At 70.7% G+C, this 12,598-nt stretch carries 10 protein-coding genes; 5 read left to right on the top strand and 5 right to left on the bottom strand.

The window, feature by feature from the left end; all coding sequences use genetic code 11:
* Positions 1 to 34 precede the first annotated feature (34 nt).
* The gene (locus tag ACQF4J_RS13705; protein ID WP_427168583.1) at positions 35 to 1,180 is read right to left on the bottom strand and encodes a multidrug effflux MFS transporter; all 1,146 of its coding nucleotides are present in this window, start codon (positions 1,178 to 1,180) and stop codon (positions 35 to 37) included.
* A 134-nt stretch (positions 1,181 to 1,314) separates the two neighbouring features.
* Here ACQF4J_RS13705 and ACQF4J_RS13700 point away from each other — a divergent pair, with 134 nt between their 5' ends.
* Positions 1,315 to 1,785 carry a MarR family winged helix-turn-helix transcriptional regulator gene (locus ACQF4J_RS13700; protein ID WP_351570307.1) on the top strand — a complete coding sequence of 157 codons (471 nt, stop codon included), beginning with the start codon at positions 1,315 to 1,317 and terminating at the stop codon, positions 1,783 to 1,785.
* Between the two features lie 86 nt (positions 1,786 to 1,871).
* On the opposite strand, the gene ACQF4J_RS13695 is transcribed toward ACQF4J_RS13700, so the two are convergent.
* The gene (locus tag ACQF4J_RS13695; protein WP_351799293.1) at positions 1,872 to 3,128 is read right to left on the bottom strand and encodes a citrate synthase; all 1,257 of its coding nucleotides are present in this window, start codon (positions 3,126 to 3,128) and stop codon (positions 1,872 to 1,874) included.
* A gap of 110 nt (positions 3,129 to 3,238) precedes the next feature.
* On the opposite strand from ACQF4J_RS13695, the gene ACQF4J_RS13690 reads away from it, so the two are divergent.
* Complete coding sequence (locus ACQF4J_RS13690; protein ID WP_427165709.1) at positions 3,239 to 4,405, top strand: citrate synthase/methylcitrate synthase; 1,167 nt, start codon at positions 3,239 to 3,241, stop codon at positions 4,403 to 4,405.
* A gap of 178 nt (positions 4,406 to 4,583) precedes the next feature.
* On the opposite strand, the gene ACQF4J_RS13685 is transcribed toward ACQF4J_RS13690, so the two are convergent.
* Positions 4,584 to 4,820 (bottom strand): hypothetical protein, encoded by a 237-nt coding sequence (locus tag ACQF4J_RS13685; protein ID WP_351570315.1) that lies wholly within the window; start codon positions 4,818 to 4,820, stop codon positions 4,584 to 4,586.
* 122 nt (positions 4,821 to 4,942) lie between these two features.
* Positions 4,943 to 5,494 carry a DUF6082 family protein gene (locus tag ACQF4J_RS13680; RefSeq protein WP_427165708.1) on the bottom strand — a complete coding sequence of 184 codons (552 nt, stop codon included), beginning with the start codon at positions 5,492 to 5,494 and terminating at the stop codon, positions 4,943 to 4,945.
* A 320-nt stretch (positions 5,495 to 5,814) separates the two neighbouring features.
* Here ACQF4J_RS13680 and ACQF4J_RS13675 point away from each other — a divergent pair, with 320 nt between their 5' ends.
* Positions 5,815 to 6,927: a CobW family GTP-binding protein gene (locus ACQF4J_RS13675; RefSeq protein WP_427165707.1), complete on the top strand. Its 1,113-nt coding sequence runs from the start codon at positions 5,815 to 5,817 to the stop codon at positions 6,925 to 6,927.
* Here the strand turns inward: ACQF4J_RS13675 and ACQF4J_RS13670 are convergent.
* Entirely contained in the window at positions 6,924 to 9,377 is a 2,454-nt protein-coding gene (locus ACQF4J_RS13670; RefSeq protein WP_351570324.1) for a DNA gyrase/topoisomerase IV subunit A, read from the bottom strand. The genes ACQF4J_RS13675 and ACQF4J_RS13670 overlap by 4 nt on opposite strands.
* Positions 9,378 to 9,695: 318 nt before the next feature.
* On the opposite strand from ACQF4J_RS13670, the gene ACQF4J_RS13665 reads away from it, so the two are divergent.
* Together ACQF4J_RS13665 and ACQF4J_RS13660 are read left to right on the top strand one after the other, a co-directional pair.
* Positions 9,696 to 11,090 (top strand): M16 family metallopeptidase, encoded by a 1,395-nt coding sequence (locus tag ACQF4J_RS13665; protein WP_427165706.1) that lies wholly within the window; start codon positions 9,696 to 9,698, stop codon positions 11,088 to 11,090.
* Positions 11,087 to 12,475: a M16 family metallopeptidase gene (locus ACQF4J_RS13660; protein WP_351570329.1), complete on the top strand. Its 1,389-nt coding sequence runs from the start codon at positions 11,087 to 11,089 to the stop codon at positions 12,473 to 12,475. The genes ACQF4J_RS13665 and ACQF4J_RS13660 overlap by 4 nt, the downstream gene beginning before the upstream one ends.
* Positions 12,476 to 12,598 lie beyond the last annotated feature (123 nt).

Genomic DNA, 12,598 nt, shown 5'->3' with positions numbered 1-12,598 from the left:
TTGGCCCGGGACGGTTTCCTGAGTGTCAGGTGTCTCATGCACGGCGGGTGCTGAGGACAGCCAGCGCGGCCGCGGCGCAGACGACCATGGTGGTGCCCATGGACACAGCGGTGACCTGGCCCGGCAGGCTCATTGCGGAGGCGGCGAGGCCACCGACGAGGAACTGCAGCAGCCCCTGCAGGGAGGAGGCGGCTCCAGCCGAGGAACCGTGGCTGCCCAGAGCCAGTGATGTGGCGTTGGCCAGCACGATGCCGAGCATGGACACCACCAGGAAAAGGCACGCCAGCAGCAGCGGCAGCGGGAGGTGCAGCGCGGCGCTGGTCAGGACGCCGGCGGAGCCAAGGGCCGCCACGGTCAGGCTGACGCGCAGCAGGGTGTCCTCGTCGGCGACGCGGCCGACGAGCATGCCGCCGACCTGCCCGAACAGCACGATGCCCAGACCGTTGAGGCCGAAGACGAGACCGAACTGCTGGGCCGTCAGACCGTAGGCGTCCTGCAAAACGAACGACGATCCGGAGATGTAGGCGAACGCCGCGGCGAACATCAGTGCCGCGGCAAGCACGTATCGCATGTACTGGAGGTCGGTGGCCAGCGTCCGGAAGGTCCGCAGCGTCGCACGCAGGTGGGCCGGCGCCCGGTCGGCGTCCGGCAGCGATTCGGGCAGGGCGAGGACGACCGCAAGCAGGAGGACGGCGCCGACGGCGGCGAGCACCAGGAACACCGCGCGCCAGGTGGCGAGGGTGAGCAGTTGGCCGCCGATGGCGGGCGCCACGACCGGGGCGACGCCGTTGACGACCATGAGGGTGGAGAAGAACCGGGTCATGGCGGTGCCGGAGAACAGGTCCCGCACGATGGCCCGGGCCAGGACCGTGCCCGCCGCCGCGCCCAGCGACTGCAGGATCCGGCCGGCGATCAGCCAGCTGACGGAGGGTGCCAGCGCGCACCACAGCGACCCCGCCAGGTACAGCGCCATACCGGCCAGCAGCGGGCGGCGTCGGCCCCACGCGTCCGACAGCGGCCCGACGATCACCTGGAAGAGGGCCAGGCCGACGACGAACGCCGTGAGGGTCATCTGGACCAGCGATGCGCTGGTGTGCAGTTGGTCGGCCATGCGGGGCATGGCGGGCAGGTACATGTCGATCGTGAGTGCACCGAAGGCGCTCAACGAGCCGAGGATCAGCGCCAGCCGCGCGCGGCGCCCCGGCTTCGCCGGCTCGGAAGCGCCGAGACCTTCCGCCGCTGCGATCGCCGACCGGTTTCAGTCGTTGATTATGGACACATAATTATGATGGCATAATCCAGTAGGGTGGCGCCATGCCCCGCGACACAGAAGACGCCATCGGCTCGGACGCCGGTGGTCCGCTCGCCGACCTCGCCGACCTGATCCTCAACGTCGGCCGGCTGGTGCGTGCCCGGACTCCGGAGGGCCCGCAGGTGGTGACGCTGACCGAGACCGAGCGGCAGGTGATGCGCGTCGTCGACCTCTACCCCGGGGCCGCGCCCAGCGAGATCGCCCGCCGCACCCGACTGCAGCGCACCAATGTCAGTACGGCGCTGCGCAGCCTGGAGGGCAAGGGGATGGTGTCCCGCGCCGCCACCGAGGGCCGTGGCGTCGCCGTGCGCCCGACCGGGCGCGCGGCGGCCAACCTCCGCATACTGCGTGCCGCGTGGGCACAGGAACTCGCCGCCATCCTCGGCGACGACCTCGAGACGGTCCGGCAGTGCACCCGGCTGCTCAGCCACCTGGAACAGCGGCTCACCGCCGACGAACACGGCGGACCGTGACCACCGAGGACCGGACACGGAACAGAGCCGGGACGCGGCGCGTCATCTGCCTGCGGCGACTGGGCACCTCATCTTGAGGTGATCGGTCACTCCGGCAGGGGCTGGGGCGGCTTCGGGCCCACGTAGTGCCCACTCGGGCGCATGCGCAGCGGGCGCTCCCCGTACTCCTCCAGGGCGTGGGCGATCCAGCCCGCCGTACGGGCCACGGCGAAGATCGTCTCACCGGCGGTGGCCGGCATGCCGCAGGACGCCGTGAGCACGGCCAGGGCCAGGTCGACGTTGGCGTGCAACGGGGCGTGACGGGCGGTGGTGGCGACGATGTCGCGGGCCGCGGCGAGCGCGGGGGCGGCGTTCGGGATCTCCTCCAAGAGGCCGAACAGGACACGCGCGCGTGGGTCCTCGCCGGTGTAGAGACGGTGGCCGAGTCCGGGGATGCGACGGCCGGCCCGCAGCTCCTCGGCGATCACGGGGCCCGCGTCGCCCTCGTCGAGCACGTCCATCAGCAGCCGGTGCGCGAGCCCGCTGGAGGCTCCGTGCAGGGGGCCCTCCAGCACGCCCAGCCCGGCGGAGACGGCCGCGTAGGCGTGCGCGCGGGCCGAGGCGGCGACGCGCACGGCGAGGGTCGAGGCGGCGAGATCGTGGTCGACGAGGAGGGCGAGCGCCGTGTCGAGGGCGCGCAGCGAGGCTTCATCGGCGTCCCGGCCGCTGAGCCGTGACCACAGGCGCTGGGCCAGGGGCCCTTCGTCGCGGCGATAGGTCCCCCGTTGCGGCAGGGCGGCGACCAGGGTCGGGATCAGGGTGCGCGCGGTGCCGAGCACGGCTTCCTCGGACAGGTCGAAACGCAGCGGGTCCGCGGTCCCGGCGCCGATCGCGGCGACCCGCAACCGGTCCGTGGGGCTGGTGTGTTCGGGCAGGCCGTCGACGGCGCGACGGGCCACGAGTACGGCGGCTTCGGGCGCGGTGAAGGTCGTTCCCGGTCGCATGCGGCCGGTCCACAGCCACTCCGCGACGTCTTCGTAGGAGTGGCGGGTGGCGAGTTCGGCGGCGTCCACGCCCCGGAAGTAGTAGCGGTCCTCCTCGATGAGCGTGATGCGGGTCCGGACGGACAGTTCGCCGCCCGATCCCGGACTCCCGCTGCTTTCCCGCCTGTTGCGCCGGGCGAGGGCCTGCACCTCACCGGCGTCGAAGGTGCTGCCCCGGGCGCCCGGCGCGCGTCGGCTGCTGAGCTGCCCGCGGCTGACGTACGCGTACACGGTCTCGGGCTTCACGCCGAGGAGTTCGGCGGCTTCCTTGGTGGTCAGCCGTCGTTCCGCGGAGGCGGGGGAGGGGTCCTGATCGCGCATGGGGTCACCGTATCCGCCTAGCGACACATGGATGAAGCAAGTTGATTCAATCAATATTGACAGCAATACAGTCAAGCATGGACAGTCGAATCAAGTCCAGGGAGGTAATCATGTCCGTCAACAAGCCAGCGGCTACACCCGTCAACGTGCCGCGAGGACTCGCCGGTGTCGTCGTCACCGAGACCTCGATCGGAGACGTGCGGGGGCTCGAGGGCTTCTATCACTACCGCCAGTACTCGGCTGTGGAGCTCGCCCTGACCCGCGGCTTCGAGGACGTCTGGCACCTCATGGTCCACGGCGAGCTGCCGGACGCGGCGCGGCGAGCGGACTTCCTCGCCGAGACGGTGGCCCTGCGGCGGCTGCCGGACGAGGTGCGCGCGGTGCTGCCCGCGATCGCGGCGGCGAGCGGTGACTCGGGGCCACTGGCCGGCATGCGCACCGCGCTCTCGCTGCTCGGCGCCGCGAAGGGCTTCCGACCCGTGTATGACATCGACGCGGACGAACGACGTCGGAACACCCTCGTCGCGGCCGCCGCCGTACCCACCCTCCTCGCCGCACTGCATCGCCTGGAGCGGGGCCTCGAACCGGTGGAACCCCGCGAAGACCTTCCCTACGCGGCCAACTACCTCTACATGCTCACGGGTTCGGAACCGGAACCGCGTCAGGCCCGGGCGATCGAGCAATACTTGATCTCAACCATTGATCACGGATTCAACGCATCAACCTTCACGGCCCGCGTCATCGCGTCCACCGGAGCGGACGTGGCGGCATGTCTGGTCGGCGCGGTGGGAGCCCTGTCGGGGCCTCTGCACGGCGGAGCGCCGAGCCGGGCCCTGGACACCCTGGACGCCATCGGTACCCCTGACCGCATCAGCCCCTGGATCCGTGAGCGCGTCCTCGCGGGCGATCGCATCATGGGCTTCGGCCACGCGATCTACCGCACGGAGGACCCCCGCTCCCGGATGCTCAGGGAGGTCGCCCAGAGTTTCGGCGGCCCGCGGGTCGAGTTCGCCGTGGAGGTCGAGCGGCAGGTGGAGGCGATCCTGGCGGAACTGAAGCCCGGCCGCGAACTCCACACGAACGTCGAGTTCTACGCGGGCGTGGTCATGGAACTGTGCGGTCTGCCCCGCGAGATGTTCACCCCGACATTCGCGGCGGCGCGGGTGGTGGGCTGGAGCGCCAACGTCCTGGAACAGGCGGAGGACCGGAAGATCATCAGGCCGGTGGCGCGGTATGTGGGACCGGGGGCGCCGGTGGCGGTGCCGAAGGCGGCGTGAGACGGGGGCCGGGCGTGCGTGGGGCCCGGTGCCGTTCTGGCGCCGGGCCGCGAAGGAGCCTGAGCGGAGCACGGGGTCCCGTACTGCTCGGGGCGGGCCCCGGGATCGCTCTTCGTGGAGTGCGGTGGGGCGGTGCGACGGGAAACGGATCGGGGTGGGCCGTCACCCGTGGGGGAACTCATGCGTCGGGGATGTCGGCCTTCGCGCGAACGAGCGTTTCCCGGCTCACGATGACGATCCGCTCGTAGTCGGCGCGAGCGGCGTCTGCGGGCAGCTCGCTGTCCAGCTCCGCGGTGGCCTCGGTACCGATGACTGCGAAGTTGCCGTCGCTGAGCTCGAAGATGTCGGGGCAGGTGTCGCCGGAGAGACTGCCACGTTCACGCGGAGACGCGCCGATGCGGCGCACGATCTTCAAAGGGGATCCCGGTCCTTCGGGGTGAGTGATAAGGGCGAGCCAAGATTAGCCCCCCGTTGTCGCCGTGAAGTTCCGGGTCGGCCGAGACGCAAGACGCAATCGCGTCAACTGGCCCGATCCAACTAGCCCTGCTCCGTGGGCGGTTCGCCGACGACCCACCATTCGTCGGTGTCGGCCTCGTCCAGATCCTGGATGATGCCGTCCACCATTCGGCCCACGCGTGCCTCCTCCGAATCGTCGCGCAGACTCGCGCGGTGATCGGTGTGAACCCTCCAGTAGTCACGGAAGATCGGGTTCATGCAGATCACCCGCAGGTGACCGTGCAGCTCCTCCCAGTTGACCACTCCGGTCCGGTACGCGAGCAGTGCGTTGGTGTACATCCCGTGGGCGAACAGGTACTGCCGGCGCTGCGTCGGCGAGTCGATCTGGACGGTGCTGTACACGGCGGCGAGGTCGGCGTCGTCCATGGCCTTGCACAGCAGGGAGAACTGGAAGCGCTGCTGTTCGGTCAGGGCGGCCTTGCGGTCGTCCCGTTCCATCGTCGCTATGCGCAGGACCAGTTCGTCGTGGTGACGCTGCCGGACCGTCAGCGCCGCGAGGGCCCCCGCCGCGAAGGCGAGTCCCGCGACGACGGCAGGACCCAGCCCGCGCATCCCAAAGTCCTGTGTGGCCATGTCAACCCCCGAATCAGGCGGCCGTTCCGCCGGTCGTCGGGGTGCGGGTCGACCTATGGGGACCGGCGAGCGGTGGGCGGCGCTTGCCGTCTCCCTGGGTGCCGAGCGGCTCTGGTCGGCGGGGAGGCGGAGAGGAGGGGCACCGAGGGAAGCGAGGGTCGCACACTCCGGCGCCTTGCCAGACGTCTGCCCCGTCGGTGCTGCTAACAATCGTTCACTTCGCGGTGATTATTCCGGCTCGTATCCTGGTCCGGCAGTCACAGCTCGTACGGGCGCCGGCATCACGCTCCGGCGCACAGCAGCGCGAAAGAGGTCGCACGTTGAGTCAGCCGAGCTCTGGCATCCGGCAGATCCCGGTCGTCGTTCTCGCCGGATTTCTGGGATCCGGCAAGACCACGCTCCTCAACCACCTCCTGCACCGCAGCGGTGGCAGCCGTATCGGTGCCATCGTCAACGACTTCGGTGCCATCGAGATCGACGCGATGGCCGTCGCCGGCGCGCTCGGCGACTCCACCGTCTCCCTCGGCAACGGATGCCTGTGCTGCGCCGTCGACGCCGGCGAGCTCGACGGCTACCTCGCGAAGCTCGCCGCCCCCGCCACCGGCATCGACGTCATCGTCATCGAGGCCAGTGGTCTCGCCGAGCCGCAGGAGCTGGTGCGGATGGTGCTGGCCAGCGAGCATCCGGGGGTCGTCTACGGCGGTCTCGTCGAGGTCGTCGACGCCGCCGAGTTCGACGACACCCGCGCCAGGCACCCCGAGATCGACCGGCATCTCGCACTCGCCGACCTCGTCGTCGTCAACAAGCTCGACCGTGCCGCGGACGGCGACAGGGTCCTCGGGCTCGTGCGCTCCCTCGTCGACCGCGCCGCGGTCGTACCCGCCTCCTACGGCCGTATCGACCCCGAGTTCCTCTTCGACTGCCGGCCCAGTGAGGAGCGCGTCGGCCAGCTCTCCTTCGACGACCTCCACGAGCACGAGCAGGACGATCACGCCGCGCATCTGCACAACGCTTACGACAGCGTCGCCTTCGGTTCCGAAGTGCCCATGGACCCCCGTCGGTTGATGCAGTTCCTCGACAGCAGGCCCGAGGGGCTCTACCGCATCAAGGGCTACGTCGACTTCGGCGCGCACGACGTCCGCAACCGGTACGCCGTGCACGCCGTGGGGCGCTTCCTGCGCTTCTACCCGGAGGCCTGGCCGCCCCAGGACCCCCGCCTCACCCAGCTCGTCCTCATCGGCTCGGGCATCGACGCGGCCGCCCTCGGCAAGGAACTCAAGACGTGCGAGAGCGACGCCCCGCACACCGCCGACGAGCACGGCATGTGGGGCGTCCTGCGCTACGTGCAAGGCCGGGACAAGGACCTCGCGGACCCCGAAGAACCCGCCTTCGAGGACTGGAGGACAGAGGACAGAGGACCAAAGATCCTTTAAGCCGGACCCGCCACCACCGCCACCGTCTTCGGCAGTGACACGCCCGAGCCGTCGCGGCGCGGGTCGATGTCCGGGAGGTCGGCCGGGGTGCCGTTCTTCTGGGCCGCCTTGGCCGGGACGGCGCCCGCCCAGGCCAGGGACAGGCAGTCCTCGCCCTTCAGGAACCGCTGGCAGCGCACACCGCCGGTGGCCCGGCCCTTGCGCGGGTACTGGTCGAACGGGGTCAGCTTGGCCGTCGTCTGGACCGAGTCGTCGAGGGTGCCGCGCGAGCCCGCGACCGTGAACACCATCGCGTCCACCGCCGGGTCCACGGCCGTGAAGGAGATGACCTTCGCGCCCTCGGCCAGCTTGATGCCCGCCATGCCGCCCGCCGGACGGCCCTGCGGGCGGACCTGGGAGGCCTGGTAGCGCAGCAGCTGGGCGTCGTCCGTGATGAAGACCAGGTCCTCCTCGCCGGTGCGCAGCTCCACCGCGCCGACGATCCGGTCGCCCTCCTTGAGCGTGATGACCTCCAACTCCTCCTTGTTGGACGGGTAGTCGGGCACCACACGCTTGACGACGCCCTGCTCGGTGCCGAGCGCGAGGCCCGGGGAGGACTCGTCGAGCGTGATCAGGCAGACCACCGTCTCGTCGCCCTCCAGGGACACGAACTCCGACACGGGCGCGCCGCCGGAGAGGTTCGGCGCCGACGCCGTCTCCGGCAGCTGCGGCAGGTCGACGACGTTGATCCGCAGCAGCCGGCCGGCCGAGGTGACCGCACCGATCTCGCCGCGGGCCGTGGCCGGCACCGCCGAGACGATCACGTCGTGCTTCACCCTCCTGCCCTCGGCGTCCGCCGGGAACGGCTCGCCGTTCGCCGTACGGGCCAGCAGACCCGTCGAGGAGAGCAGTACCCGGCAGGGGTCGTCCGCGACCTGCAGCGGTACGGCCGCCGGGGCGCCCGACGACTCCAGCAGGACCGTGCGCCGCTCGGTGCCGAACTTCTTCGCCACCGAGGCCAGTTCGGAGGAGACCAGCTTGCGCAGCTCGCTGTCCGACTCCAGGATCCGGGTCAGCTCCGCGATCTCCGCGTTGAGCCGCTCCTTCTCCGCCTCCAGCTCGATGCGGTCGTACTTGGTGAGGCGGCGCAGCGGGGTGTCGAGGATGTACTGGGTCTGGGTCTCCGACAGCGAGAAGCGCTCCATCAGGCGTTCCTTCGCCTGTGCGCTGTTCTCGCTGGAGCGGATCAGGCGGATGACCTCGTCGATGTCGACCAGCGCGGTGAGCAGGCCCTCCACCAGGTGCAGGCGGTCGCGGCGCTTGGTGCGGCGGAACTCGCTGCGGCGGCGCACGACCTCGAAGCGGTGGTCGAGATAGACCTCGAGGAGCTCCTTGAGGCCGAGTGTGAGCGGCTGCCCGTCCACCAGGGCGACGTTGTTGATGCCGAAGGACTCCTCCATCGGCGTCAGCTTGTACAGCTGCTCCAGGACTGCCTCGGGCACGAAGCCGTTCTTGATCTCGATGACCAGGCGCAGGCCGTGCTCGCGGTCGGTGAGGTCCTTGACGTCGGCGATGCCCTGGATCTTCTTCGACCCGACGAGGTCCTTGATCTTGGCGATCACCTTCTCGGGGCCGACCGTGAAGGGCAGTTCGGTGACGACCAGGCCCTTGCGGCGGGCGGTGACCGTGTCGATCTCGACCGTGGCACGCATCTTGAAGGTGCCGCGGCCCGTCTCGTACGCGTCCCGAATGCCGGAGAGGCCGACGATGCGGCCGCCGGTGGGCAGGTCGGGGCCCGGGACGTACTTCATCAGGGTTTCCAGGTCCGCGTTCGGGTAGCGGATCAGGTGGCGGGCGGCCGCGATCACCTCGCCGAGGTTGTGCGGCGGCATGTTGGTCGCCATGCCGACCGCGATGCCCGACGAGCCGTTGACCAGCAGGTTCGGGAAGGCGGCGGGGAGGGCGACCGGCTCCTGCTCCTGGCCGTCGTAGTTGGGCGCGAAGTCGACCGTGTCCTCGTCGATCGACTCCGTCATCAGGCTCGTCGCCTGCGCCTGGCGGCACTCGGTGTACCGCATGGCGGCCGGCGGGTCGTCGTTGCCCAGCGAACCGAAGTTGCCGTGGCCGTCGACCAGGGGCACGCGCATCGAGAAGGGCTGCGCCATGCGCACCAGGGCGTCGTAGATCGACGCGTCGCCGTGCGGGTGCAACTTGCCCATGACCTCGCCGACCACGCGCGCGCACTTCACATAGCCGCGGTCGGGGCGCAGGCCCATCTCGTTCATCTGGTAGACGATGCGGCGGTGCACCGGCTTCAGACCGTCACGGGCGTCGGGCAGGGCGCGGGAGTAGATGACCGAGTACGCGTACTCGAGGAAGGAGCCCTGCATCTCGTCGACGACGTCGATGTCGAGGATGCGCTCCTCGAACGAGTCGTCGGGCGGCGGGGTCTTCGTGCTGCGGCGGGCCATCGCTGCCGGCTCCTCTTTTCTGGTCGCTCGCCTACGGGTCGCTCACGTCCCCTTCGGCTCACGCTTGGTGAAGCATGAACGGGATCTGACGCGACCATTGTGGACCGCGGCACTGACAACGCGGGCCAGGACCCGGTGTCGGCGGTCAGGCCCGGCGGGCGGGGTCGCCCTCGCCGCGGCTGCCCGCAGGCTACGCGATCCGCTGAGGGCGTACGTCGTCCGGGAACTTCGCCGCCGGTCCGCCCGCTTGCATACAGTGGCAGGACCGGCAGGAAAACAGCGGTTTCCAGCACCGCATCCGCGATCGAAGGGACGTACATGCCCATGGGTCACACGGCCACAGACCAGGCAGGCACCGGGGGCCTGACAGCGACCGAGCACCGCCTGGCCAACGGCCTGCGCGTGGTGCTCTCGGAGGACCACCTGACCCCGGTCGCGGCGGCGTGCCTCTGGTACGACGTCGGCTCGCGCCACGAAGTCAAGGGCCGTACCGGCCTGGCTCACCTCTTCGAGCATCTGATGTTCCAGGGGTCGGGCCAGGTCAAGGGCAATGGCCACTTCGAGCTGGTGCAGGGCGCCGGGGGCTCGCTCAACGGCACCACGAGCTTCGAGCGGACCAACTACTTCGAGACCATGCCCGCCCACCAGCTGGAGCTCGCCCTCTGGCTGGAGGCCGACCGCATGGGCTCCCTGCTGGCCGCCCTGGACGACGAGTCCATGGAGAACCAGCGGGACGTCGTCAAGAACGAACGCCGGCAGCGCTACGACAACGTCCCGTACGGCACCGCCTTCGAGAAGCTGACCTCCCTCGCCTACCCGGAGGGCCACCCCTACCACCACACCCCGATCGGCTCGATGGCCGACCTGGACGCGGCGACCCTGGAGGACGCGCGCGCGTTCTTCCGCACCTACTACGCGCCCAACAACGCCGTCCTGTCGGTCGTCGGCGACATCGACCCCGAGCAGACGCTCGCCTGGGTCGAGAAGTACTTCGGTTCAATCCCCGGGCACGACGGCAAGCCCGCGCCCCGCGACGGCACGCTCCCCGACGTGATCGGCGAGCAGCTGCGGGAGGTCGTCGAGGAGGAGGTGCCGGCGCGCGCCCTGATGGCCGCCTACCGGCTGCCGCACGACGGCACGCGCGCGTGCGACGCCGCCGACCTGGCGCTCACGGTTCTCGGCAGCGGCGAGTCCTCCCGCCTCTACAACCGGCTCGTGCGGCGCGACCGTACCGCCGTCGCGGCCGGCTTCGGACTGCTGCGCCTGGCCGGGGCCCCCTCCCTGGGCTGGCTGGACGTGAAGACGTCCGGTGACGTCGAGGTGCCGGTCATCGAGGCCGCCATCGACGAGGAACTCGCCCGGTTCGCCGCGGAGGGCCCCACGAGCGAGGAGATGGAGCGCGCCCAGGCCCAGTTGGAGCGCGAGTGGCTGGACCGGCTGGGCACGGTCGCGGGCCGCGCCGACGAACTGTGCCGCTTCGCCGTCCTGTTCGGCGACCCGCAGCTCGCCCTGACCGCCGTCCAGCGCGTCCTGGAGATCACCCCCCAGGAGGTCCAGGAGGTCGCCAAGGCCCGCCTGCGGCCCGACAACCGCGCGGTGCTCGTCTACGAACCCGTCTCCGGAGAGGTCGCCGAGGACGCGGATCCTCCCGAAGACCCCGAGGCCGAGGCCACGGTCGAAGCCGGCGACAAGAACGAGGAGGCGGCCAAGTGAGCGAGCTCGCCACGATGGAGTTCCACCCGCAGCCCCAGGCCGGCGAGGCGAGGCCCTGGGCGTTCCCCGCACCCACCCGCGGGGCGCTCGACAACGGCCTGACCGTGCTGCGCTGCCACCGCCCCGGCCAGCAGGTCGTCGCCGTCGAGGTGCTCCTGGACGCGCCCCTGGACGCCGAGCCGGCCGGCTTCGACGGCGTCGGCACGATCATGGCGCGCGCGTTCTCCGAGGGCACCGACAAGCACTCCGCCGAGGAGTTCGCCGCCGAGCTGGAGCGCTGCGGCGCCACCCTCGACGCGCACGCCGACCACCCCGGCGTCCGCCTCAGCCTCGAAGTGCCGGCCTCCCGCCTGGCCAAGGCGCTCGGCCTGCTCGCCGACGCCCTCAGGGCGCCCGCGTTCGCCGACGGCGAGGTCGAGCGGCTGGTCCGCAACCGCCTGGACGAGATCCCGCACGAGCTGGCCAACCCCTCCCGCCGCGCCGCGAAGGAGCTCTCCAGGGAGCTGTTCCCGGCGACCTCGCGCATGTCCCGCCCGCGTCAGGGCACCGAGGAGACCGTCGAGAAGATCGACGCGGCCGCCGTACGCGCCTTCTACGACCGCCATGTGCGGCCCGCCACGGCCACCGCGGTCGTCGTCGGCGATCTCACCGGCATCGACCTGGACGCCCTGCTCGGCGAGACCCTGGGCACCTGGACGGGCTCGAAGGCCGAGCCCCGTCCCGTGCCGCCGGTGACCGCCGACGACACCGGGCGCGTGATCATCGTGGACCGTCCCGGCGCAGTCCAGACGCAGCTGCTCATCGGCCGCGTCGGCGCCGACCGCCACGACCGCGTGTGGCCGGCGCAGGTGCTCGGCACCTACTGCCTCGGCGGCACCCTCACCTCCCGCCTGGACCGCGTCCTGCGCGAGGAGAAGGGCTACACCTACGGTGTGCGCGCGTTCGGGCAGGTCCTCAGGTCCGCCCCGGACGGCACGGGCGCGTCGATGCTCGCCATCAGCGGCTCCGTCGACACCCCGAACACCGGCCCGGCACTCGACGACCTCTGGAAGGTGCTGCGCACGCTCGCCGAGGGCGGTCTCACCGACGCCGAGGTCGACGTCGCGGTGCAGAACCTGGTGGGCGTGGCGCCGCTGAAGTACGAGACCGCTGCGGCGGTCGCGAGCACACTGGCAGACCAGGTCGAGCAGCACCTGCCCGACGACTACCAGGCGACGCTGTATCAGCAGCTCGCCGCGACCGGCACGGTGGAGGCCACCGCGGCGGTCGTGAACGCGTTCCCGGTGGACCGTCTGGTGACCGTCCTCGTCGGTGATGCGGCGCAGATCAAGGAGCCGGTGGAGGCGCTCGGCATCGGTGAAGTGACCGTGGTGTCCGCCGAGTAGCGGCACGCGCGCGTGGGAGGCCCTGGTGACTGACCTGTCACCAGGGCCCTCCTATGTCCGAATTGGCGCGTAATTGAAGGAGAGATGCCCGTCTGCCCTGTGGGATGCGCTACAAAAGCCGTG

The organism is Streptomyces sp. C1-1 (assembly GCF_050214755.1).
Classification (GTDB): domain Bacteria; phylum Actinomycetota; class Actinomycetes; order Streptomycetales; family Streptomycetaceae; genus Streptomyces.
Note: the sequence above shows the minus strand (reverse complement) of the source record. Positions and strands in the feature narration are given on the sequence as shown.